Source organism: Bacillus sp. REN3 (assembly GCF_017912555.1).
GTDB lineage: Bacteria > Bacillota > Bacilli > Bacillales > Cytobacillaceae > Mesobacillus.
Window position 1 is genome coordinate 95314 of sequence record NZ_JAERSD010000008.1, and the last position, 21872, is coordinate 117185.

Consider the following 21872-nt stretch of genomic DNA (forward strand, 5'->3'; position numbering starts at 1 on the left):
ATACGGAACTTGCCCCCGTTGGCCAAACGCATGACACGCGCATTTAAATCGTTTTCACGACAGCGCTTCTAGCAGTGATTATTTTGATTGGATTATTTTTGTCCGATAATCCGTCTCGTAATATTCAAGTTCTTCCCTGATTCTCTGGAAGCCTCCTTCAAGTCTGACAAACAGATCGCTTAGTGAAGGAGTTACAGGTTGTCTGAATTTAATTGCGTTTTTTCCGGTGTATGCTGAACGGCTGTCCTCGTACCACACATCACTTTTGGGAGAGAAGAATTCCTCTATGCAATGGCAATAAATCCTGAAAAGCGTTTTTTCCGCAGCTGGCTTGGAAAACGTCTGTGCCTTGAGGATGACAGTACATGCTTCAAGTCCTTCTTCGCAGTAAACAGCCAATTTGCGGATACTGGAGAGGATGGCCTTATAATAATAATCATCTGCCTGCTGGCCTTCTTTGAGCGAGTCAAGTGTGACTGCATTCAAGAACGCTTCAATCTCTGATCCACTGCCTTTCAGGAACTCCCTTACATCCTCAAGCTGCGTTTTGACGATCATATTTCCCAAAATGACACCCCCGAAGGATTCTTTGTTTTTTTGCTAGACAGGCTGAACAATATAATCTAACGGTGAACGGATTTCAAATTGGTTCTTTTGCTCAAGCCCTTCGAAAACTGCTGGTAGTTTGCTAAACTCAAGCATTTTGAAAATCTCCGCAAATTCTTCTTCAATATTGATGTATACCCTTTTGCGGTGGCGGTATCCCGGATTGGTCAACAAACATGCAAGTGCGACAAGATCCCTGAAATAAACTTCCCTTTCACCAGCCTTGAACACCGGGTCAGCTTCATAAGGTGTGAATGTGGAAATCAATTCATCGAAGTACCTGACATACAAGACATGCAGCTTCTTTTCTTTCCCATCCTCTACAAAGGTCACCTCACTCCGGTTGAAAAAATCTTCAGAGGTATTCGATTTTTCTTTTTCAAGCTCATAACCATCGCATTGCTTAATAATCATGTTATTCCACCTGCCGATTCTTCATACTTTAAATTTGTATATTGAAAATGCCTTTGCCAGGCAAAAGCATTCCGTCTATCAATAAATAAATATTATCACATATCAGAGAATTTGTGGGTATAACCTAAATATCCATTGTTTCCTGGAATTTTTCAAAGAATAAGTCCGCATCATCCTCAAGGTCATCTTCATCTATTTTTTCCGGCAATGGCGGAAGCTCCTTGATGTTTTTTAAACCAAAATAGTCAAGGAATTCCTTCGTCGTGCCGTACAGGTATGCCCTGCCAGTCCCTTCTGCCCTTCCAACCTCTTTGATCAAGGCTCGCGAAGCCAAAGTATGCAGCGGCCTTTCCGTTTTGACCCCGCGGATCTCTTCAATCTCCGCTCTCGTGATCGGCTGTTTATACGCAATGATGGCCAGCGTCTCAAGGGCAGCCTGGGACAGATGGGCGGTGCCGGGCGACTCGACAAGTCTTTTCAAGTAAACGGCATGATCCTTCTTCGTAGCGAGCTGATAGACATCTGCCAGTTGGATAATGGCAATGCCCCTGTTTTCATCTTTTTCATATTCCTGGCGCAGTTCGTCGACAATCTCATCTGCTTTTGCTTCCTCGACTTCAAGGACGGAAGCGATTTGCTTCAGGCTCAATCCTTCATCTCCAGCTGCAAATAAAAGGCTTTCCAAAATCCCTTTCCATTTTACGATCCCCACGTTAGTCTACCCCTTCCTTGCAGTCATGTAGATTTCAGCAAAGTTCTGCTCCTGTTCCACATTGATTTCTTTTCTCTTGATCAGTTCCAGGATGGCCAAGAAAGTGACGACGATGTGAGTTTTATCTGATTCTGGAAATAGTTCGTTGAAACGTCTTCTCTTGCCGCTTGTCTTCAGGAAGCCGACAATCTCTTCCATCCTCTTTTCAATGGATATCTCCTGGCGTGTGATCTTTGTTGACATTGGCTTTTGAAGCCTTTTCCTCCTCATCAGCTTTTGGAACGCTCCCAGCATATCATATATCGATATATCCAAATCTGTATTTTCCGTATGAACTTCTTTTGTGTACTCAGAAAGGTCGCTTGGCGGTTTTGTGTACATCAAGCCGCGTTCCTGTTCAAGCAATTTGAGGTCATTAGCTGCCTCTTTGAATTTTTTGTACTCAATCAGCCGCTCTACCAGCTCATTCCTGGGATCTTCTTCCAGTTCATATTCGAATCCCTCATCAAGCTCTTCCTCATGTTTCGGGAGCAGCATCTTGCTCTTGATTGCCAGCAGTGTCGCTGCCATGACTAGGTACTCGCTTGCAACATCAAGCTGCAATTCCTTCATAGCATGGATATACACCAGGTATTGTTCAGTAATCTCTGCTACCGGAATATCATATATATCAATTTCCAATCGGTTGATCAAGTGCAAAAGTAAATCCAACGGGCCTTCGAAAGCCTCGATTTTCACATTATACTGCATTGTTTTCCACCAAAATTCCTATATTGAACTTCATCATTATTTAAGTATAGTGGATTCATATCCTGTTATCCAATAATTATTTGAATAAAATTCCCTTTCTTCCCCGATATAGTGCCATCGCCCAGAACATTATTTGACTTGCGACATATGCTGAAATTGTAAAGTAGGCTATTTCACTAATCAGGAGGGGAAGTGAATGTCAGATCACAAAGGACATGGCTACGGAACCGGTTTCGCTTTAATCGTTGTGCTTTTCATCCTGCTCATCATCATTGGTGCATCCTGGTTCTGAAACGCGCATGAATGAAAAGCAATGCCCGCTTGTTGCCGGGCATTGCTTTTCCACTTTAATGGACCTGATAATTATGCTAAGCTATGGATACTTACGGAGGGAATGAAATGCGTGAATATCCATTATCCTATATACAATATTTAGCCCACTTCCATGGTGACAGGGATTATTTTGAGTGCCACGAAATCCTGGAGGAATACTGGAAAGCTACAGACACCGGCAATAAGAAATCGATTTGGGTTGCCTTCATCCAGCTAGCCGTTTCGAATTATCATTACCGCCGCAATAACTTTTCAGGAGCCAAAAGGACTTTGAGGAAGGCATACGAAATTTTTGCCGATAACAAAAACCATGTAAAAAGGCTAGGAATAGACGATGAGGCCCTGATCAAGAGTTTGGCAGTCAGGGAAAGCCAGCTTCAGGGAAACCTGCCTTATACAAGCTTCAACCTGCCGCTTGCTGATTGCAGGCTGATCCAGCTGAGCCTGGCTGAATGCAAAGAAAAAAGCTTCGAATGGGGTGCCATCAGTAATCCGAATAACCTGGACTTGATCCACAAGCATTCCTTGAGAGACCGCACTGATATCATCCTTGGCAGGAAGATCGCTCTTGAGGAAAGGCGCAAAAAGAAAGAAGGCAGTGAAGATTAACATCCACTGCCTTCTGGTTTATTTTGTCCATCGTTACATTTCTCAAAGAATGCTTCTGTTTCTTCTGTTGCCGTTGCATTCCAATCTGGGAACATCTCTTTCAAGGCATGAACCATCCTTTTTCCAATCCCTTGATGCCGATGAGATGGATTCACTGAAACGTGCTGAATCAGCATTTGTTGATCCCCATGAAAGCTAACCCCGATGAGGCCGATGATATCCTCTCCATCTTTCCACAAGAATAGCTGCCAATTCTCATCCGCTTCGTAATTCTTCATTGTTTGTTGAAGTTTTTTTAAATCTTTTTCATTCGGCATGAAAGACAGTAATCCCATTGCGATCTTTTCAAATGCCTTCTTATAACGAATTAACATAAATACCCCTCATTATGATGTGACGGTAATTAAGAATGATAATAAAACCAGTCTTTCCATTTTCATTCAACATTAAACCCTAGAATATACTATGCTTCTAGTCGGCATACGTTCGTATCAAGTTGCAATTGATATTATCATACATAATTGTCCCGGATTCTTCAATGAAATAAATTGCCTATTGGCTTGGCACGATAAACATCCAGTAATAGATTCCCCAGGCAATTCCCATCAATAACAATAACAGAAATAACATCCACTTATTATTTTTCATACCTTCCATCCCCCCAATCTGTTATTCTACAACAACTTTAAAGGATAAGCCAATCATAATAAGGAGCTTGCCAAGCAGCGAGCCCGGGGGTAGATGGATGGGGGCGCAGCAAATTCTGAAGCATTTATCTCCATATGGTTCCAAGGAAAGGCTTTCGTCCTTTCCCTCATTCCAGTAATTAGCGGCTGTGCCGTATCCGCTTTCATGTATCAGCCTGATAAGGAGATACATTCCTGAAGGCAGCCAGGAATAGTGGCCGCGCAATCCTGTTCTCGCAAAAGCCGCTGCTTGCGAAAAAGAGTTTGTTCTTACAACAATCAAACGGATTTCCATGCAGCCAAGGGAGCAGGAAGATCAAATATATCCAAACATCCGCCCTGGACGAAGGCGGGGAGTACAGAAAAAAGCTGCGGCCGCAGCTTTAATTCCTGATTTTCTCCTTGAATGGCAGATCCAGTTTCACCATGTCCTCTAATGTTTCACGCCTTACGACAAGCGTATCTTTCCCGTTCTCAAGGAAAACGACAGCTGGCCTTGGCAGACGGTTATAATTGTTCGCCATTGAGTAGCCGTATGCTCCTGTGCAGAAGACTGCAAGAAGATCCAGGTTGCTTGCTTTTGGCAGAGGCAAATCCCAAATCAGCATATCTCCGGATTCACAGCATTTTCCCGCAATGGAAACAACCTCTTCCGGCTTATCCAAAACCCTGTTTGCGAGTACAGCTTCATACTTCGCCTGATAAAGCGCAGGGCGGATATTGTCGTTCATTCCGCCGTCAACAGCTACATATTGGCGGATATTCGGGACATCCTTGCGTGATCCGATGGTATACAGTGTGGTACCAGCATCACCTACAAGAGAACGGCCTGGTTCAATCCAGATTTCCGGCATTTCCATTGAATAAAAGGAAGCCTGGTTCTTGACCTCCGCAATGATTTCCTCAACATATTGCGAAGCTGGAATTGGGTCATCTTCATCTGTGTAGCGGATGCCGAATCCGCCACCAAGATTCAGGACTTTGGATTCAAACGAAAGCTCTCTTTTCCATTGATCCAGTTTTTGAAAAATCTTCTTTGCAGCCAATATAAAGCCCGTTGTCTCAAAGATTTGCGAGCCGATATGGCAGTGGAGACCAAGTACACTCAAATTTGTGTCCGCCAAAGCATGCTTCATAGCTACATCGGCCTGTCCATTCTGCAAATCAAAACCAAACTTCGAATCTTCCTGGCCAGTCAAAATATAGTCATGCGTGTGGGCTTCAATCCCTGGAGTAACACGGAGCAGCACTTTCATCCTTCTGTTTTTTTTCTTGCATAGCCTGCCTAGCATCTCCAATTCATGAAAATTATCAACCACGATACAGCCAATATTACAATCAATTGCCATTCCCAATTCTTTATAGCTCTTGTTGTTTCCGTGGAAATGGATTTTTTCCGCAGGGAATCCAGCAGTAATGGCGGTATACAATTCGCCAGCCGAGACTACATCGAGAGAAAGATTTTCCTCATGCGCCAACTGGACCATTGCAACAGCCGAAAATGCCTTGCTGGCATAGGCAACCTGGGCTGTAATCCCTGCTTTCTCGAATGTTTTCTTGAAGTTTCTTGCCCGTTCGCGTATTAATGCTACATCATAGACATATAAGGGAGTGCCGTATTTTTCAGCCAACTGGATTGTATCGACACCACCGATTTCCAAATGTCCAAGTCGATTGACCTTTGCAGTTCCATGAAATTCCATGCTGTCCCCTCATCCCTTGCATGATATAAACAAATAGACAGCCCATAGATGACTGTCTATTTATTTTTCGTTTTGGCTCTGCTGATTTCTTTCGGCCATGAAAAGTCTTAATTTCTGCATTGCTGCGGAACGATTACCCTTCCTCCGCTCTCCAGATGTGCCCCTGTTCCATTTTAAATACCAGCTTAGTTCAAACTGACTGTTGATTGATTTGCCACTTAGGACAACTCACCTCCAGGAACAATGGAAGGTCCTTTTGACCACTGTTCCCTCCTGACTTGAGAAGCATTTCTTGCAATCAAAAACATAAGCGGGATTGCGATTCATCTTCAAAAGCCCGACCTCTTCCGCTCGAGATCAACAATATTTCAAAAGTCAATAATGGTCTTTAACAGAGTCCTAAAATGAAACGCAGCAGAGCCTTCGCTTTAGGTCTTTAGTAAATTAAAAACACTTTACCATAATTCGGGGAAACACGCAATCGGTAAATGTCACGATTTGGCAGGCTGCTTGATGCGATTCCTGGCATGCACGATGCTCGGCCGAATCTTGGAACCAGGCACCGCCCTCCTGATCAAAATCTGCATGAATGCCGCTGGATGGAATGGCATGAACGGCCAGAGATATGGCGTATTCAAAGATTTTATGCTCGCAAGGAGCAAGAGCCAAATGGTCGTTCCAAGAATAAAACCAGGAATGTGGAAAACTGCAGTCACAATCAGCAGAAGGATCCTGCCGAACTTGTTGGCGATGCTCAGCTCATAGCTTGGTGTTGCATATGTTCCGATCGCTGCTACAGAAACATACAAAATGACCTCCGGAACGAAAAGGCCGACATCGATCGCGATTTGGCCGATCATCACGGCCGCAATCAAACCCATCGCGGTGGATAAAGGTGTTGGTGTATGGATCGCTGCCATCCTCAGGAATTCGATTCCCCCATCAGCAAGCATGATCTGCAGGAATACAGGCACATTCGAGTCCTTATTCGGACCGATGAAGCTCACCTTTTCTGGCAGGAGATGAGGATCCTTGACGAACAAATACCATAGAGGCAATAAAAGCAGGCTGGCAATCACTCCGAGGAACCGCACCCACCTGACCATCGTTCCCACCGCAGGCGACTGTCTGTATTCCTCAGCATGCTGCAGATGATGGAAATAGGTGGTCGGAGTGATAATGACACTGGGGGACGTATCAACAAAGATCAATACATGTCCCTCAAGCAAATGGGTAGCGGCAACATCGGCGCGTTCCGTATATCTTACAAGCGGATAGGGATTATATCCTTGCTTGACAATGAACTCCTCAATCGTTTTGTCAGCCATTGTAATCCCATCTACTTCGATCGCGTTCAATTCCTTCCTTATGACTTCAATCAAGGAGGGATCGGCAATGTCTTTAATATACGCGATCGCAACATCGGTTTTTGACCTTTCCCCAACCTTCATCATATCAAACCGCAGTGACTCGTCCCTGATCCGCCTTCTGGTAAGGGCAGTATTGACGATGATATTTTCGACAAACCCATCCCTCGAGCCCCGGACTACCTTTTCGGTATCAGGTTCCTGCGGCTGGCGGCCCGGATAGTCCCTGACATCGACAGCGATCCCGGTTTTCTCGCCTTCTACAAGAATAACAATCAACCCGGCTAAAACACGGTCCACTAACTCATCCATCGTCTTGATGGTTTCAATAGACTGATGGGTAATCCTATTCTCCACTATCATCCGCAAATGCGATGTCAGCTTTTCATGGTCATTGATCCCGACTAATTCCTCAATGATCTGGACGATCACCTGGGTATCGCATAGGCCATTGACATAATAAAATTGCACTTCTTTTTTTAAGATCTTGAGTTTCCTGACGCCGAGGTCAAAACTATCACCAAGCCCAACCTTATTCTTCATGTATCGTTCTATTTCGTTCAATGATTCAGGAATTGGCTTCATAGTTCCTCCGTTTGCCATAGAACCCACTCCTTTCAAGGATGATCGCCATGCGTTTTTTCAACGGGCGAGGACCGCTATTTCTCGGCAAAATAAATCCAATGAAACAACGAGCCAAATATTTTCCCAAGAACGATGGCCATCAATAAAATCTCCAGCTTATCGTCGGCCCGCACTCTCTTCGCCAAAATTGGAATGACATTAAGGACTTCGGTCAGGGCGGCAGCAAGCATCCCGACAAATATCCCCCCAGCAAGTCCGAGCGGGACAGTGACATAAGGAGAAAAACCCAATACTGGATTCCTGAGGCTGCCGATTGTCCCTATCACAGCACCAAGTACAACTGCCCATTCATACCAGGAAATCAAATTCATTGTTTTTGTCAATTGCGTCAGCCTCGGAATCACTCCGAGAACCGTCAGGAATGCCACAAATCCGGCACCAACCGCCAGCCCGCTTGCACATCCGACGAGGATGATAAATACGACATTAATGGCCATCAAGGTGTTTCACACTTTCCTTGTTCTCGTGCAAGACGACATATTGGTCAAGTGACTGCTGGTAATTGAACATTTCCACTTCAAGCGGGCTGGGCTCCTCATTGATCCGCTTTTTAAAGACATGATTGAAAAACAAAATCATCCCAAGCCCAATCCCTATTGAATACGGAATCTGGAACAAAAGCGGCTTTTCCTCTTTGCGTCCTGTAATCATCGTATAAATCCGTTCCTGGACACTTTGCATGCTGACATCTTCATGGAAATTCATGATTGTAAGTGCTGCTCCGAAGAATAGCAACAACCATACAAGGATGAAAAAAGGGATAGGCAACGTTTTTTTACGGAAAATGACTTCAATGATTGTCTGCGGCGGTCCCAATGTCTGGACTTCATAATCAGGAAAAACAGCTGTGATCAGTTTGATTACTTTCATGACATCGATGATAAGGATATGGTCCTTTGGCTTAACTTTCTGAACTGGCAGCATTGCCAGCTTCTTATCAATTTCTTCGCCAGCAATGATTTGGGCAATGTCTGCCAGCACAAGTGCTTCCTCCGGGTTGACCTGGACTCGATTACGCATTCGGATATAAATCGTTTTTTCCATCAGATTCACTTCCAACACATTGTTTTCCTTGTATAATTAGTATGTATTCGTCCTGTTTTTTCATGAAGTCCAATAATTGGTTAGGAAGAAATTGCATGAATTCCTAATAGAGGATGTGCCATAAAACAGCATCCGCCAATGGACAGGCCATCTATGCAAAACAGGTGTCTAAGTTAAGCCCACTCTCCAGTTCGTGCGGACTGGCTTTTGGCCATTCGGTATATTCAAATCCAAAATAAAAGCCATATGGATTATATATCCATATGGCCTTTCATTTGCATCAATATTTTCTTTTCGAGCCGCGAAACCTGTACTTGCGATATTCCAAGACGCTGGGCGACCTCTGATTGCGTTTGGTCCTTATAATATCGCAGGTATACAATCAATTTTTCCCGTTCATCAAGTCCATTGATCGCTTCCTTCAAAGCGATTTTATCGAACCAGCGTCCTTCCTCCCCATTATCGATCTGATCGAGCAGGGTGATCGGATCGCCATCATTCTCATAGACGGTTTCATGGATTGAAGCAGGTGTGCGGCTTGCTTCCTGTGCCATCACGACTTCCTCGGGAGAAAGCTGCAAGAATTCCGCTAGTTCATTGACAGTCGGCACCCTGCCGAGATTCTTGGATAGCTCGTCTTTCGCCTTCCTGATCTTATTCCCTGTTTCCTTCAGTGACCTGCTGACTTTCACGGTTCCATCATCCCTGATAAAACGCTGGATTTCACCAATAATCATCGGTACAGCATACGTCGAAAACTTGACATCGTAACTGAGATCGAATTTATCAACCGATTTCAGCAAGCCGATACTGCCAATCTGGAAAAGGTCATCCGGCTCGTAGCCTCTATTAAGGAAACGCTGGACGACAGACCATACAAGACGCATATTTTTCTGGACGATCAGATCTCTGGCTTCCTGGTCTCCCTGCTGGCTCCTCAGTATCAATTCCTTTACTTCATGATCCTTAAGGTACGTTTGACTTTTACCGTTTCTTACCTCCACATCCATAGGCAGTACTCCCTTAATTGCAAAGCGCTTTGCTCTTCGACAGATGCTTTTTCAAACGAATCTCTGTCCCAAAGCCGGGCTCTGATCTCACTTTTACTTCATCCATGAAATTTTCCATGATCGTAAAACCCATTCCCGACCGCTCAAGCTCTGGCTTAGATGTATACAGAGGCATCATTGCCTCTTCAAGGTCAGAAATGCCGACTCCTTCATCCCTGATCAGCATCTCGACGGTTCCTTCCTCGAGGAGGACCGAAATGAACACAACTCCATTCGGATTGCTTTCATAACCATGGATAATCGCATTGGTCACCGCTTCCGAAACAACAGTTTTGATTTCCGTCAATTCATCCAGAGTCGGATCCAGCTGTGCAATGAATGCTGCCACTGTCACTCGGGCAAAAGATTCATTTTGGCTTAATGCACTGAATTGAAGATTCATTTCATTTTTCATGTATCATGCGACCCCCAATCTCTCTAAGGCATATTCCTCTGTCAGTTCAAGACGGATGATCTTGAATAATCCGGACATATCAAATAGCCTTTTGATTGGCGGCGAGATTGCACATACAACCATTTCACCATGCAGCTGCTTTATCTGCTTGTATCTTCCTAAAACTACTCCGAGACCCGAACTATCCATAAAAGTAAGGTGCTCAAGATTCAAGACAATGTGGCGGACACTTCCATCCTCCAGGGCTTTTGCTGCCTGCTCGCGAAGCTGGTCTGCTGTATGATGGTCCAATTCACCGTCAAGCCGAATGCAAAGGACATCATGCTTCACTTCCATATCAATGTTAAGACTCACTATCCAAAGCCTCCTTATCTGGTATAGTGAGTCAATTCTCCATTATTGGATGCAAATCCTTCTCGCAAGCAAAACTAGTGAATATTCGCTAAAACTAGCAGTGAAATTCGAACATTCGACATTCTGGAAATGGCTCTGTTTATTGGCAGACAGTTGAGAGAATATACATCATGATGCTTTCAACGACGACTACATGAGCAGGGAGCGGTCCCTTCAATTGATCTACATCTTAACACTGTTCGCGGACCAAGCTGCCTTAATCGTGACACGCGAAAAAGGACATGCAGAGTCTTTAAACCAGCCTGTCGGCGCCGGTATAGACAAGTACTCCAAGCTTAAATAGAGCCTTTAATTTTTGCTTCCCGCGCGGGTAAACATTCCAAATGAGCGTTTGTAAAGGGTCCACCAGCCCGCTTTCTTGATGGATTGGTCAGCGACTAGCTGTGTTTCAGCAAGTGTTTTTCCGTCCTTCACGAGCTTCAGGGTCCCAACTTTGTCCCCTTTCTCAACTGGTGCCTTTAAGCTTTTGCTCAAAATGATCTTCTGCTTCACATCCTGGACATTCTCTCCTTTCCTTGTCAGAAGAGATACGCTTTCAGATGTCACAGCATTGATGGTACGCTTTTCACCCTTGCTGATCACGGCCTTTCCAAGAGGATGCCCTTTCTTGAACATAGGGTGGGATTGGTATTGGCTGAATGCGAAATCAAGCATTTTTGTTACTTGCGCGTTTCTTGCTTTCGAAGTAGGCGCACCGAAAACAACCGCGATTGCCCGCATTCCATCTTTCTGGGCGGTGGCTGTCAAACAATATTTTGCCTCAGTCGTGAATCCTGTTTTTAATCCATCGACCCCTGGATAGAAACGGACCAGCTTATTTGTATTCACTAGCCAGAACTTCTTGTCTGAATCTTCCCGGAGATAATCCTCATATGTCCCAGTGAACTTCGTTATTTTTTCATATTTCAGCAGTTCTTTCGCCATTATTGCCATATCGTAGGCAGTACTGTAATGACCTTTGACTGGAAGTCCTGTTGTATTTTTAAAAACAGTGTTTCTCAAGCCCAATTCTTTCGCTTTGTCATTCATCATCTTGACAAATGCTTCTTCCGATCCGCCAATCTGCTCAGCCATCGCTACGGACGCATCATTGCCCGATCCAATTGCAATGCCCTTCAGCATTTGTTCGACAGTCATTTCTTCTCCTGCCGCAAGGAAAATCTGTGATCCTCCCATTGAGGCGGCATATTCACTCGTCCGGACCTTTTCGTCCATTTTCAGCCTGCCTTCATCGAGTGCTTCCATAATAAGTAGCATGGTCATGATTTTTGTCATGCTTGCTGGCGGCAATTTTTCATTGCTGTTTTTTTCGAATAAAACCTTGCCTGTATCGCGTTCAATCAGGATGGCAGACCTGGATTCGTCCGCAAGGTTTGGTTTGCCTTCTTTTGCATAGCCTGCAGGAATCCCGAATGTGAAGCATATGAAAAAAACAAGCATGAGTGATCCGATTTTTTTGAGATTCATGGACATAACCCTCCTATCTTTATAGGGATCATTTTTTCCAACAAATCCATTTTTATACAGGCTAATAACAAAAAGCCCACTGGATTCCTCCAGGGGGCAGAAAATGCAGTCACTCCCTTCCCATTGCTTCAATAAATTTATTGCATTCACTCTAAGGGATAGATGCCAGCAAACAGACTTTTTTTCGTACCCTTTTGCTCCTCCTGGGACCCCTTTTGGGAGCGAGACGACCCTTTGCGGTACCTTTTCTCTCTTCCTAGAAGCCCTTTGGGAGCGAGACGACCCTTATTTGTCTTTCCGGGATACCTTTTGGGCTCTATCCGACCTCGTTCGTGTCCAGGAATCCTTCGGACTCTACTCATCATGTAAGTTCCTATTCTCCTTTCTCCGGTTCCTTTTTTGGAGTTATTTAGGAACTTTCAAGCTTTCCTTATTACAAATATCAAAAAAGGAGCGAGACTGTGCTCGCTCCTTCAATCCGAAAAGTTATTCTGTTATTTCTCCGTGTACGAGGATTGGTGCTTCGACGTGCTCACCAGTAACTTTGATATTCTCGTAAAGCTTCTCTTTCACTTCGTTCACATCTTCAAAATTACTGTAAATCGTCAGCAGGGATTCTCCCTTTTCAACTTTGTCACCAATCTTCTTCCGAAGCATTAGACCGACAGCAAGGTCGATTTCCGATTCCTTTGTCGCTCTTCCGGCACCAAGCAGCATGGCCGCAGTACCGACTTCATCAGCAATGATTTCCGATACGTATCCAGCTTCCTTCGCTTCAAGCTCGAAAGTGTATTTTGCCTGTGGCAGTCTTGTTGGGTCATCTACCACGGAAGCATCGCCGCCTTGTGAACTTAGAAACACTTTGAAAGTCTCAAGGGCAGTGCCATTCTTGATGACTTCTTCAAGCATTTTGCGTGCTTCATCTAGGGAGCCAGCTTTTCCGGCAAGGAAAACCATATGGCTGCCTAGTGTCAGGCACAGTTCTGTCAAATCCTCTGGACCTTCCCCTTTCAAGGTATCGATTGCTTCCTTGACTTCAAGCGCGTTGCCAATTGCGTATCCCAGCGGCTGGCTCATGTCTGAAATGACTGCCATTGTCCTTCGTCCGACGTTATTTCCGATGCGTACCATCGCCTTTGCAAGTTCACGGGAATCTTCAAGCGTCTTCATGAAAGCGCCAGCGCCAGTCTTCACATCGAGAACGATTGCATCAGCACCTGCAGCGATTTTCTTGCTCATGATTGAACTCGCGATCAAAGGAATGCTATCAACTGTCGCAGTGACATCCCGAAGTGAATAAAGTTTTTTATCTGCCGGGGTAAGGTTTCCGCTTTGTCCAATGACAGCGATTTTATTTTTATTGACAAGGTTTATGAACTCTTCATTGTCTATTTCAACATGGAAGCCTTCTACCGATTCCAGCTTGTCGATTGTTCCGCCTGTGTGTCCAAGGCCGCGGCCAGACATCTTTGCGACCGGGACACCTACAGCAGCGACAAGCGGCCCAAGTACTAATGTCGTTGTATCGCCTACGCCGCCAGTTGAGTGCTTATCGACTTTGACGCCTTCGATTTTTGAAAGGTCGATTTGATCACCGGATTCGACCATCGCCATCGTCAAGTCTGCCCGTTCGTTTTCGGACATCCCCTGGAAAAAGATCGCCATTGTCAAGGCGCTGACCTGATAATCCGGAATTGTCCCTGCAGTATAGCCATCGATGAAAAATTTGATCTCTTCTGTTGTCAATTCATGTCCATCACGTTTTTTTTCAATAATGTCAACCATTCGCATCATTATCACCACTTTTTCATATTTGGCGGGGCAGCTATCTTTTACTCTTCCCCAATGGACTTCACAATTTCATTCACCAGCAGCAAGAAGCTGGATTTCACTTTTTCAGTCGTTTCAATCACTTCGTCATGGCTCAACGGCTGATCAAGAATCCCGGCTGCCATGTTCGAAATGCAGGAGATGCCAAGAACCTCGATGCCAGAGTGTTTTGCAACAATGACTTCCGGCACCGTCGACATTCCGACTGCATCGCCGCCCATTGTCCGGATCATCCTCACTTCTGCCGGAGTTTCATAAACCGGTCCGGGATTTCCGAAGTAAACTCCTTCACGTACGGTGATGTTCTGTTTCACGGCAACGGTTTTAGCCATTTCCCTCAGCTTCTTTGAATATGCTTCGCTCATATCAGGGAAGCGTACGCCAAAACGTGAATCATTCGGACCAATCAGAGGGTTTGTTCCCATATTATTGATATGGTCAGTAATGATCATTAAATCTCCCGGCTCAAAGCTTTCGTTCACTCCGCCTGCAGCATTTGTCACTATCAGCTTTCCGATGCCAAGCTCCTTCATTACCCGGACTGGGAATGTAACCTTTTCCATGCTGTAGCCTTCATAAAAGTGGAACCTGCCTTGCATCGCGATAACTTCGACTCCGCTCAGGCGGCCACTGACAAGCTGTCCTGCGTGGCCTTCCACCGTCGAAACAGGAAAACCAGGGATTTCGTTGTAAGGAATCTTGACTGGATTTTCGATGTCATCGGCAAGCACGCCGAGGCCGGAGCCAAGGATCAAGCCTATTGCCGGCTGCCCCTTGATTTTATTTTTTATGAAAGATGCCGCTGTTTCAATTTGATTGTAATCCATGAATTTCACCCCTTATTTCAATTCCTTCAGGAAGCTGGTGCCATAATCAGGCATTTTCACGCTGAAGTTCTCTGCAATGGTAGCGCCAATATCAGCAAATGTCTTTCTAACCGGCAGTTCTTTGCCTTCTGCCATCCGCTTGGAATATACAAGAAGCGGCACATATTCACGGGTATGGTCAGTTCCGTGATGGACTGGATCGTTCCCATGGTCAGCGGTGATGATTAAAAGGTCATCCTCACGCATCTTCGAGAAGACTTCAGGCAGGCGCGCATCATATTCTTCAAGCGCTTTTCCATAGCCTTCGGGATCCCGGCGGTGTCCGAACAATGCATCGAAATCAACAAGATTCAAAAAGCTCAATCCTTTGAAATCCTGGTCGAGCGTCTGGATCAATTTATCCATGCCGTCCATATTGGAAATGGTTCGCAGTGAGTCTGTCACACCTTCTCCATCATATATATCGGAAATTTTCCCAATCGCCAATACATCCAGCCCTGCATCCTTCATTTCGTTCATGACTGTCCTGCCAAAAGGCTTAAGTGCGTAATCATGACGGTTGGATGTACGTTTGAAGTTCCCTGGCTGACCGATGAATGGTCTCGCGATGACTCTTCCAACCATATACTTTTCATCAAGAGTCAGTTCACGGGCAATCTTGCAGATATTATATAATTCATCGATAGGGATGATTTCTTCATGTGCAGCAATCTGCAAAACGGAATCTGCAGAAGTATAAACAATCAAAGCACCCGTTTTCATATGTTCTTCGCCAAGTTCCACAAGAATTTCTGTTCCGCTTGCCGGCTTGTTCCCGATTACTTTCCTTCCTGTGCGCTGTTCAAGTTCGGAAATCAATTCCGCAGGGAATCCTTCTGGAAAGACCTGAAATGGCGTCTGGATATTCAAACCCATGATTTCCCAATGTCCTGTCATCGTATCCTTCCCGTTTGAGGCTTCTTCCATTTTCGTATAGTACGCCAGCGGTTTCTTGACAGGATCGATTCCTTTGATTCCTTCGATGTTGCTCAGCCCAAGCTTGCCCATGTTCGGCATCTTCAGGCCATTCATTTTCTCGGCAATATGCCCAAGTGTATTTGCACCTTTATCGCCAAATCGTTCTGCATCCGGTGCTTCCCCAATCCCTACCGAATCCATTACGACCAAAAATACCCTGTTGTATGTAGTTGACATACGATTTTCCTCCTCACCAATTAAATGAATGCGTTTGCAACTGCAATATCAATTGTATGTTACCCTTTTTGTTCTACGCTAATCTCTAAACTTCTTATATGTCAGAAGTCTGACATCTTTATTTTACTAAATTAAAATAAAAACACAAGAAAAAAAGCTGGACATTTGGACCAGCTTTTTGACAATTCTATGAAACAATCACGCTCGTGGATGAAATTTTGTATAGACATCCTTTAAACGAGTCTTTGTTACATGTGTATATATTTGCGTGGTGGAGATGTCGGCATGACCCAGCATTTCCTGGACTGCCCGTAAATCGGCCCCGTTTTCCAGCAAATGGGTCGCAAAGGAGTGCCTGAGTGTGTGAGGTGTCAATTCCTTATGGATCCCCGCCTCCATTGCCAGCCTCTTTAAAATCTTCCAGAATCCCTGCCTTGTCAAACCTTTTCCATGGTGGTTCAAAAACAAGGACTCATCGCGATGCTTTTTCGAAACGAGCTTCGGCCTGCCCTTCTCAAGATACTTCTCAATCGCATCGGAGGCTGTTTTCCCTATCGGGATGATTCGTTCCTTGCTTCCTTTTCCCATGCAGCGGATAAATCCCATCGTCAAATGGACATCTGATAGCTTCAGGCTGATTAATTCGCTTACCCTGATTCCTGTTGCGTAAAGCATCTCGAGCATCGCTTTATCCCGATATCCGAAATGGTCAGTCAGCTTTGGGGTCTCGAGCAGCGTCTCCACCTCTTCCATGCTCAGCACTTTTGGCAGGGACCGTTCATGCTGCGGACTTTCAATATGGACAGTCGGGTCATGGTCAACCGCCTTTTCCCTGAGCAGGAAATGGTGGAAGGCACGAATCGAAGCAATATGCCTTGCGATTGTTTTGGATGATTTCCCTCCATCCTTCAATTGACCCAAAAAATGGATAATGTGAGGGCGCTGAACCATATTCAGGCTATCGAGCTTTTCAACCGTTTTCAAATAGGAAATATAGCTATTCAAATCTCGTCTGTATGAAACAATCGTATTTTTGGAAAGTCCTTTTTCAACAATTAAAAAGTGAATAAAGTCTTCAAGCCTGTATTCCATATTCATTACTCTCCATTCAAATAAAACAGCAGCAGCCTGTCAAGCATACTCCCTTCTTCACCGGCAGCATCGCCTGAAACCTTGATGGCCGCCCCTTCTGGTGGGTCATATTTATGATAACTCTCATATTCTTCATTAATCCACATGATACCATAATAAAATAAGATTGTGCATCCGGTGAATAAGATAAAAACCTTCAAAGTATGTAAAACAAGTCCAAGCCATGTCCTCATATTCCCTGCCTCCGTCCCTAATCTGTTACTAACAGGGTATGCCAGCTTGGACAATAAATATACCTGCTTCACCGGGCTTTTTCCGATGGCAAGACTATCTTGACTTTTGTTTGAATCAAAGAATCGCAGCCAAAAGAAAAACCTTTTCCCGGCGGGAAAAGGTTTTGTTATCATTCGGATACAACCGCTTCTTTTTCCTGGCATCGATGGCAGATACCATGGAAAGTGAGGCGATGGTCTTTTATTTTAAACTTCCAGTCTCTTTCAACGATCTCCTCGACATCTTCAAGCAGGTCATCCTGAATTTCATCAACAGCCCCGCATTCAATGCAAACAAGATGGTGATGGAAATGGGCTGCCCCTTCCTGGCGGAGATCATAGCGGGACACACCGTCCCCAAAATTAATTTTATCGACGATTTTCAATTCCGTCAGCAATTCCAGTGTCCGATAAACGGTCGCCAATCCTATTTCAGGAGATTTTTCTTTTACAAGCAAATATACGTCCTCTGCACTTAAGTGATCTTCTTCATGTTCAAGCAACACACGAACAGTAGCCTCGCGCTGCGGTGTCAACTTATAGCTGGACGAATGCAGCTGTTTCTTGATTCTCTCGATCCTTGTTTCCATTTCGATATCTCACTCCCCTGCCACTGTTCTTATATTATAACAGGGTAGGGATTGAGAATCAAAATAAAATTATTACAAACTAGAAACGATACTTGTTCTTAAATAATAATCATTTTTCACTTAACCGAATTGATAACTGCCTTCAGCAATACAGGGGAAAGGTAGGCTTCAACTGCTGCAGCGACTGCAAGAATCATAATCGCAGAGGCAAAAGTGGCCATGTATCTGAGAAATTGCGGCATGATTGGCTGGCTGATCTTTTTCACGAATTGATTGCGGATCATCTTCAGCGAGAAAGTGACCGCCATTGCAGCTGTAATAATAAAGACAGGAATAATAAGGAAGTTCTGCGGCAAGATGGATACGAAAGAAAGCAAAAATCCATCCCATCCCATCTGGTTTACCAGGAAGCCGACTGTAAAGCCGACAACCATCCCTTTCAGGAACAATAGAACCAGGATGACCGGAAGGCCGATGATTGACACGCCCAATATCCAGATCAATCCGATGAATTTCCCATTATGCATAAAACTTTGCAGGAAAAGGTCACGGCCCGCTGCCACTTTTCCCGTAGCTGCCTGTCCAAAAAATTGTGACAGGTAATAGAACAAATCTTCCTTCTGGGTGAAGCTGAGGCTATTAACAATCACAGCGCCAAAAATGACACCCATCAAAAATAAGACAATGACAAATAAGTAGATTGAGGAATACTCTCGAAAATGGATTGCTGCGATGTCCTGGTACTTTCTTTTCTTCATTTATTCTTCCTCCTGCATATTGGTTACTACATTTATATGCCAGGACAAGAATTCTATGACTTGGTGCATTATTTGACCAGGAAAAAAATCCAGCCATTTACGGCCGGATTTAGCTATCAGCGACTTTTCCGTATTTCCCTCCTCCTCCGGCATGGAAGTCAAGACTGCCCTGCCGTGCTTTATCAATGATTATGGCAATCCTCTCAGGGATAACTTTTTTGATTGATTCAAACGGAACAGAGTGGAGAACAGCCATTTCCGTCCCAAAATTGTCGAGCAGCTTCTCCAGCATTTTCGGCCCTAAGCCAGGTATGAATTCCAAAGGTACCTGATGGACATAAGGTGGCCTGCTGCCTGTTCCTGCCGCTGCAGTTTTAAGTTCCGAAATCCGGTCTGCAACTCCCTTTATCTTTTTAGAAGACCCGCAATGCAGGCAAATTCCTGACTCCGGGCCGCTGTAGATGAAACATTCAGCGCACACAGTCTGGTGATACTTTCCAAGCTTGGGATCGAGACCATAATTCGCCAGGATCCGCCTGCCCCCTTCTTGCTTTAGCGCCAGCTCAAGCTCGCGAAAAGACGCCTCTTCCATCTCTATTTTCTGGTATTCTCTAGCGATTTTACCCAAGGAGTGCGCATCCGAGTTTGAAAGGAAGGAATAACCGTGCAGTTCTGACAACTGGTCAGCCATCACCGTATCCGCACTCAATCCAAGTTCGATGCCATCAATCAGGTTTGGATCAAAAACCTCCGTCAAACTTTGCCTGACTCCTTTTCCGTATAAACTTTTGAAAGGAGTGAATACATGGGCTGGTATGAACAACCCACCAAGTGACTTGACCTTCTGCTGCAATTCCTTTCCAGATACATAAATTCTTTGTGAACTTAAATGAATATTCTTCAAATGGCGGGAAAGCCATCGCGAAAATTCCTTCATCGTTTGAAAATATGAAAAAAAACAGAGAACATGTATAGGGCCATTGGTATTTTCATCATTGATTTCCAATTCTGAACCAAGGATGATATTCATTCCGCCATACATCAACCCGCCTTCCCGATGCTCTTGAAGCTCTCCAGCCTCCATCAGCATTTCCATTTCTTCGAGCACTTCCGGTGAATGGCTGTCAATGATGCCAATCATGTCAAGTCCTTTATGGTCCCTGGCATGATCGATGATTCGGCTGAATGTCAGTGTCTTGGCTCCGGTAATCTTGACGGCCCTTCCGGATTTGGTCCTGCCGATATGGATATGGAGATCTGCGAAATATGCACCCATTTTACTTTCCCAGCGCCTTTTGCAGCTGTAGATATTGAACTGCATAGATTGTTTTCGCATCATGGATTTTTTGATCCTTTGTGAGCTGTACCGCTTCTTCAAGTGATACTTCCATAAGATTGACAAATTCGTCTTCATCCGCAGCAGCGGCATTTTCTTTTTTCTCCAATCCAGCCGCCTTATAAATATGGATGATTTCATCAGCAAAACCTGGGGATGTGTAAAATGAGATAAGATATTCCATCTCTGTACAGCCATATCCGGTTTCCTCTTCCAGTTCCCGCGCAGCGCAAATTTCCGGCTGCTCGCCTGGCTCCAGCTTGCCTGCCGGAATTTCAATGATGGTCTTTTCCAGCGCTTTCCTGTATTGTTCAACCATTACAATCTTATTATCTTCCGTGACAGGGATAACAGCGACAGCCCCTGGATGTTTCACTATCTCCCTTTTCGACGTATTCCCATTCGGGAGTTCCACTTCATCAATTTGCAGACTGATCACTTTCCCGGAAAAAACTTGCTCCGTTTTTAATGTTCTTTCTTCCAGCGGTCCCATTGCTTCTCACTCCTGTTCTAATCCGATATCCAATGCTCATACATTTTACCATACTTACTTGAAGGGAGCAGGTGGATGAAGATATACATTCATGAAAAAGGCGTGGTACTGGCCGGGAAAGCATGGGAAATAAAGCAAAAATTAAAAGAGTATGGGAAACAGCATTGCTATGTGAAGGATTGGATCAAGCATCCTGCAAAGGCCGGAAGCCGTTCGGATTAGTTGAATGCACTCCGTGTTCTTCGTTAGAATGTAATCATCACGAAAGAACGGAGTGATGGAATGCAAAAAAGGCAACTTGGCAGTTCCGATTTGTTCGTAAGCGAAATTGGGCTTGGCTGCATGTCACTTGGCACGAATGGAGCAAAGGCCGAAGCCATTATTGCCGCTGCGCTGGAAGAAGGCATCAACTATTTCGATACCGCAGACTTGTATGATTTCGGCACGAATGAAGAAATTGTCGGGCGCGCGCTCAAAAATGTCCGTGATCAAGTCGTGCTTGCGACAAAGGCTGGGAATCGCTGGACGGATGCGAAAGACAGCTGGACCTGGGATCCTTCCAAGTCCCATATCAAGGAAGCTGTAAAAAAGAGCCTCAAAAGACTTGGCACAGACTATATCGACCTTTATCAGCTCCACGGCGGCACCATCGATGACCCGATTGATGAAACGATTGAAGCTTTCGAAGAGCTGAAAGCAGAAGGATTGATCAAGCACTATGGAATTTCCTCAATCCGCCCGAATGTCATCAGAGAATATGCCCAAAAATCGGATATTGTTTCCGTGATGATGCAATACAGCATCCTCGACCGCCGACCAGAAGAAGAAGCCTTGCCTTTGTTACGCGATAATCGTATCAGTGTTGTAACAAGAGGGACAGTCGCCAAAGGATTGCTCAGTGACCACATGCTGGATAAAGCCTCTGAAACTGTAAGGAAAAACGGCTATCTTGACTACACCTTCAAGGAACTCCAGGAAATTTTGCCAGCATTGAAGGAGAAACTGGCGTCTGATCGGTCTTTGGCAGAAGTCGCAATCCAGTACAACCTGGCGAGCCCTGCTGTAGCTTCCGTGGTAGCGGGCGCAAGCTCCCCTGCCCAAATCCGGGAAAATGCATTGGCTGCTAGCGGCCATCCGTTGTCTGCAGAAGAAATTGCCTTGATCCGATCGCTGACAAAATCAAGCCAGTATGATCAGCATAGATAAAAAAGCCGCCTGGTGAACTTGTCCAGGCGGTCTTCTTGTTTTAATTTATATCAGGTATTT

The 21872-nt window shown here is 44.8% G+C and carries 27 protein-coding genes; 5 read left to right on the plus strand and 22 right to left on the minus strand.

All coding sequences use genetic code 11. The features are described 5' to 3' along the window. Positions 1-78: 78 nt before the first annotated feature. The 4 genes from JJQ88_RS09410 to JJQ88_RS09425 all read right to left on the minus strand — a co-directional run bounded on the left by JJQ88_RS09410 (position 79) and on the right by JJQ88_RS09425 (position 2482). Complete coding sequence (locus JJQ88_RS09410) at positions 79-567, minus strand: YpuI family protein (RefSeq protein WP_210365589.1); 489 nt, start codon at positions 565-567, stop codon at positions 79-81. A gap of 33 nt (positions 568-600) precedes the next feature. Next, positions 601-1020 (minus strand): hypothetical protein, encoded by a 420-nt coding sequence (locus JJQ88_RS09415; protein WP_210365590.1) that lies wholly within the window; start codon positions 1018-1020, stop codon positions 601-603. Between the two features lie 124 nt (positions 1021-1144). Further along, entirely contained in the window at positions 1145-1732 is a 588-nt protein-coding gene (scpB, locus tag JJQ88_RS09420) for an SMC-Scp complex subunit ScpB (RefSeq protein ID WP_210365592.1), read from the minus strand. Positions 1733-1738: 6 nt separating this feature from the next. Further along, on the minus strand, positions 1739-2482 hold the full coding sequence (locus JJQ88_RS09425) for a segregation/condensation protein A (RefSeq protein ID WP_210365594.1): 744 nt from the start codon (positions 2480-2482) through the stop codon (positions 1739-1741). A gap of 196 nt (positions 2483-2678) precedes the next feature. Between JJQ88_RS09425 and JJQ88_RS09430 the strand changes: the two genes are divergently transcribed. Next, on the plus strand, positions 2679-2774 hold the full coding sequence (locus JJQ88_RS09430) for a YjcZ family sporulation protein (RefSeq protein ID WP_210365596.1): 96 nt from the start codon (positions 2679-2681) through the stop codon (positions 2772-2774). Between the two features lie 107 nt (positions 2775-2881). Then, entirely contained in the window at positions 2882-3424 is a 543-nt protein-coding gene (locus JJQ88_RS09435; protein ID WP_210365598.1) for a DUF309 domain-containing protein, read from the plus strand. Here JJQ88_RS09435 and JJQ88_RS09440 read toward each other — a convergent pair. The 8 genes from JJQ88_RS09440 to spoIIAA form a co-directional block, all read right to left on the minus strand. Continuing rightward, on the minus strand, positions 3421-3798 hold the full coding sequence (locus JJQ88_RS09440; RefSeq protein ID WP_210365600.1) for a GNAT family N-acetyltransferase: 378 nt from the start codon (positions 3796-3798) through the stop codon (positions 3421-3423). The two genes, JJQ88_RS09435 and JJQ88_RS09440, sit on opposite strands and share 4 nt — an antisense overlap. Positions 3799-4493: 695 nt before the next feature. Further along, complete coding sequence (gene lysA, locus JJQ88_RS09445) at positions 4494-5813, minus strand: diaminopimelate decarboxylase (protein WP_210365603.1); 1320 nt, start codon at positions 5811-5813, stop codon at positions 4494-4496. A 491-nt stretch (positions 5814-6304) separates the two neighbouring features. Then, positions 6305-7783: a spore germination protein gene (locus tag JJQ88_RS09450; protein WP_210365605.1), complete on the minus strand. Its 1479-nt coding sequence runs from the start codon at positions 7781-7783 to the stop codon at positions 6305-6307. Positions 7784-7839: 56 nt separating this feature from the next. After that, positions 7840-8262, minus strand: a complete 423-nt coding sequence (locus JJQ88_RS09455; RefSeq protein WP_210365682.1) for a stage V sporulation protein AB — start codon at positions 8260-8262, stop codon at positions 7840-7842. Next, positions 8252-8869, minus strand: a complete 618-nt coding sequence (locus JJQ88_RS09460) for a stage V sporulation protein AA (RefSeq protein ID WP_210365607.1) — start codon at positions 8867-8869, stop codon at positions 8252-8254. The genes JJQ88_RS09455 and JJQ88_RS09460 overlap by 11 nt, the downstream gene beginning before the upstream one ends. Before the next feature lie 251 nt (positions 8870-9120). After that, a complete protein-coding gene (gene sigF, locus JJQ88_RS09465) occupies positions 9121-9879 on the minus strand; it encodes an RNA polymerase sporulation sigma factor SigF (protein WP_210365609.1) in 759 nt (252 codons plus the stop codon). A gap of 13 nt (positions 9880-9892) precedes the next feature. Further along, positions 9893-10333, minus strand: coding sequence for an anti-sigma F factor (spoIIAB, locus tag JJQ88_RS09470; protein WP_210365611.1), 441 nt, complete (start codon positions 10331-10333; stop codon positions 9893-9895). Between the two features lie 3 nt (positions 10334-10336). Then, the gene (gene spoIIAA / locus JJQ88_RS09475; protein ID WP_210365613.1) at positions 10337-10687 is read right to left on the minus strand and encodes an anti-sigma F factor antagonist; all 351 of its coding nucleotides are present in this window, start codon (positions 10685-10687) and stop codon (positions 10337-10339) included. A gap of 217 nt (positions 10688-10904) precedes the next feature. Between spoIIAA and JJQ88_RS21495 the strand changes: the two genes are divergently transcribed. Next, positions 10905-11030 carry a hypothetical protein gene (locus JJQ88_RS21495; RefSeq protein WP_282597678.1) on the plus strand — a complete coding sequence of 42 codons (126 nt, stop codon included), beginning with the start codon at positions 10905-10907 and terminating at the stop codon, positions 11028-11030. Between the two features lie 5 nt (positions 11031-11035). On the opposite strand, the gene JJQ88_RS09480 is transcribed toward JJQ88_RS21495, so the two are convergent. The 10 genes from JJQ88_RS09480 to JJQ88_RS09525 form a co-directional block, all read right to left on the minus strand. Continuing rightward, a complete protein-coding gene (locus tag JJQ88_RS09480) occupies positions 11036-12214 on the minus strand; it encodes a D-alanyl-D-alanine carboxypeptidase family protein (protein WP_210365615.1) in 1179 nt (392 codons plus the stop codon). A gap of 486 nt (positions 12215-12700) precedes the next feature. After that, entirely contained in the window at positions 12701-14005 is a 1305-nt protein-coding gene (locus JJQ88_RS09485; protein ID WP_210365683.1) for a pyrimidine-nucleoside phosphorylase, read from the minus strand. A gap of 41 nt (positions 14006-14046) precedes the next feature. Further along, the gene (locus tag JJQ88_RS09490) at positions 14047-14871 is read right to left on the minus strand and encodes a purine-nucleoside phosphorylase (protein WP_210365617.1); all 825 of its coding nucleotides are present in this window, start codon (positions 14869-14871) and stop codon (positions 14047-14049) included. Between the two features lie 12 nt (positions 14872-14883). Next, the gene (deoB, locus tag JJQ88_RS09495; protein WP_210365619.1) at positions 14884-16065 is read right to left on the minus strand and encodes a phosphopentomutase; all 1182 of its coding nucleotides are present in this window, start codon (positions 16063-16065) and stop codon (positions 14884-14886) included. Positions 16066-16263: 198 nt separating this feature from the next. Beyond that, positions 16264-17157, minus strand: a complete 894-nt coding sequence (gene xerD, locus JJQ88_RS09500; protein ID WP_210365621.1) for a site-specific tyrosine recombinase XerD — start codon at positions 17155-17157, stop codon at positions 16264-16266. Between the two features lie 5 nt (positions 17158-17162). Next, positions 17163-17390 carry a YqzK family protein gene (locus tag JJQ88_RS09505; RefSeq protein WP_210365623.1) on the minus strand — a complete coding sequence of 76 codons (228 nt, stop codon included), beginning with the start codon at positions 17388-17390 and terminating at the stop codon, positions 17163-17165. 170 nt (positions 17391-17560) lie between these two features. Continuing rightward, positions 17561-18019, minus strand: a complete 459-nt coding sequence (gene fur / locus JJQ88_RS09510) for a ferric iron uptake transcriptional regulator (protein ID WP_210365626.1) — start codon at positions 18017-18019, stop codon at positions 17561-17563. Between the two features lie 116 nt (positions 18020-18135). Continuing rightward, the gene (spoIIM, locus tag JJQ88_RS09515; RefSeq protein WP_210365628.1) at positions 18136-18777 is read right to left on the minus strand and encodes a stage II sporulation protein M; all 642 of its coding nucleotides are present in this window, start codon (positions 18775-18777) and stop codon (positions 18136-18138) included. Between the two features lie 109 nt (positions 18778-18886). Continuing rightward, positions 18887-20053 (minus strand): endonuclease Q family protein, encoded by a 1167-nt coding sequence (locus tag JJQ88_RS09520; protein WP_210365630.1) that lies wholly within the window; start codon positions 20051-20053, stop codon positions 18887-18889. A gap of 1 nt (position 20054) precedes the next feature. Continuing rightward, complete coding sequence (locus JJQ88_RS09525; RefSeq protein WP_210365632.1) at positions 20055-20606, minus strand: NUDIX domain-containing protein; 552 nt, start codon at positions 20604-20606, stop codon at positions 20055-20057. Between the two features lie 75 nt (positions 20607-20681). Between JJQ88_RS09525 and mciZ the strand changes: the two genes are divergently transcribed. Together mciZ and JJQ88_RS09535 are read left to right on the plus strand one after the other, a co-directional pair. Further along, entirely contained in the window at positions 20682-20828 is a 147-nt protein-coding gene (gene mciZ, locus JJQ88_RS09530; protein WP_210365634.1) for a Z-ring formation inhibitor MciZ, read from the plus strand. Between the two features lie 60 nt (positions 20829-20888). Next, positions 20889-21812, plus strand: a complete 924-nt coding sequence (locus JJQ88_RS09535; RefSeq protein WP_210365636.1) for an aldo/keto reductase — start codon at positions 20889-20891, stop codon at positions 21810-21812. The last annotated feature ends 60 nt before the right edge of the window (positions 21813-21872 follow it).

Bases quoted from the DNA above. Each gene is read 5' to 3' on its own strand.
- JJQ88_RS09415 (WP_210365590.1), bottom strand. From the start codon at position 1,020: ATGATTATTAAGCAATGCGATGGTTATGAGCTTGAAAAAGAAAAATCG.
- JJQ88_RS09425 (WP_210365594.1), bottom strand. From the start codon at position 2,482: ATGCAGTATAATGTGAAAATCGAGGCTTTCGAAGGCCCGTTGGATTTA.
- JJQ88_RS09430 (WP_210365596.1), top strand. From the start codon at position 2,679: ATGTCAGATCACAAAGGACATGGCTACGGAACCGGTTTCGCTTTAATC.
- JJQ88_RS09435 (WP_210365598.1), top strand. From the start codon at position 2,882: ATGCGTGAATATCCATTATCCTATATACAATATTTAGCCCACTTCCAT.
- JJQ88_RS09440 (WP_210365600.1), bottom strand. From the start codon at position 3,798: ATGTTAATTCGTTATAAGAAGGCATTTGAAAAGATCGCAATGGGATTA.
- lysA (WP_210365603.1), bottom strand. From the start codon at position 5,813: ATGGAATTTCATGGAACTGCAAAGGTCAATCGACTTGGACATTTGGAA.
- JJQ88_RS09450 (WP_210365605.1), bottom strand. From the start codon at position 7,783: ATGGCAAACGGAGGAACTATGAAGCCAATTCCTGAATCATTGAACGAA.
- JJQ88_RS09455 (WP_210365682.1), bottom strand. From the start codon at position 8,262: ATGGCCATTAATGTCGTATTTATCATCCTCGTCGGATGTGCAAGCGGG.
- JJQ88_RS09460 (WP_210365607.1), bottom strand. From the start codon at position 8,869: ATGGAAAAAACGATTTATATCCGAATGCGTAATCGAGTCCAGGTCAAC.
- sigF (WP_210365609.1), bottom strand. From the start codon at position 9,879: ATGGATGTGGAGGTAAGAAACGGTAAAAGTCAAACGTACCTTAAGGAT.
- spoIIAB (WP_210365611.1), bottom strand. From the start codon at position 10,333: ATGAAAAATGAAATGAATCTTCAATTCAGTGCATTAAGCCAAAATGAA.
- JJQ88_RS09480 (WP_210365615.1), bottom strand. From the start codon at position 12,214: ATGAATCTCAAAAAAATCGGATCACTCATGCTTGTTTTTTTCATATGC.
- JJQ88_RS09485 (WP_210365683.1), bottom strand. From the start codon at position 14,005: ATGCGAATGGTTGACATTATTGAAAAAAAACGTGATGGACATGAATTG.
- JJQ88_RS09490 (WP_210365617.1), bottom strand. From the start codon at position 14,871: ATGGATTACAATCAAATTGAAACAGCGGCATCTTTCATAAAAAATAAA.
- deoB (WP_210365619.1), bottom strand. From the start codon at position 16,065: ATGTCAACTACATACAACAGGGTATTTTTGGTCGTAATGGATTCGGTA.
- xerD (WP_210365621.1), bottom strand. From the start codon at position 17,157: ATGGAATACAGGCTTGAAGACTTTATTCACTTTTTAATTGTTGAAAAA.
- JJQ88_RS09505 (WP_210365623.1), bottom strand. From the start codon at position 17,390: ATGAGGACATGGCTTGGACTTGTTTTACATACTTTGAAGGTTTTTATC.
- fur (WP_210365626.1), bottom strand. From the start codon at position 18,019: ATGGAAACAAGGATCGAGAGAATCAAGAAACAGCTGCATTCGTCCAGC.
- spoIIM (WP_210365628.1), bottom strand. From the start codon at position 18,777: ATGAAGAAAAGAAAGTACCAGGACATCGCAGCAATCCATTTTCGAGAG.
- JJQ88_RS09520 (WP_210365630.1), bottom strand. From the start codon at position 20,053: ATGGGTGCATATTTCGCAGATCTCCATATCCATATCGGCAGGACCAAA.
- JJQ88_RS09525 (WP_210365632.1), bottom strand. From the start codon at position 20,606: ATGGGACCGCTGGAAGAAAGAACATTAAAAACGGAGCAAGTTTTTTCC.
- mciZ (WP_210365634.1), top strand. From the start codon at position 20,682: ATGAAGATATACATTCATGAAAAAGGCGTGGTACTGGCCGGGAAAGCA.
- JJQ88_RS09535 (WP_210365636.1), top strand. From the start codon at position 20,889: ATGCAAAAAAGGCAACTTGGCAGTTCCGATTTGTTCGTAAGCGAAATT.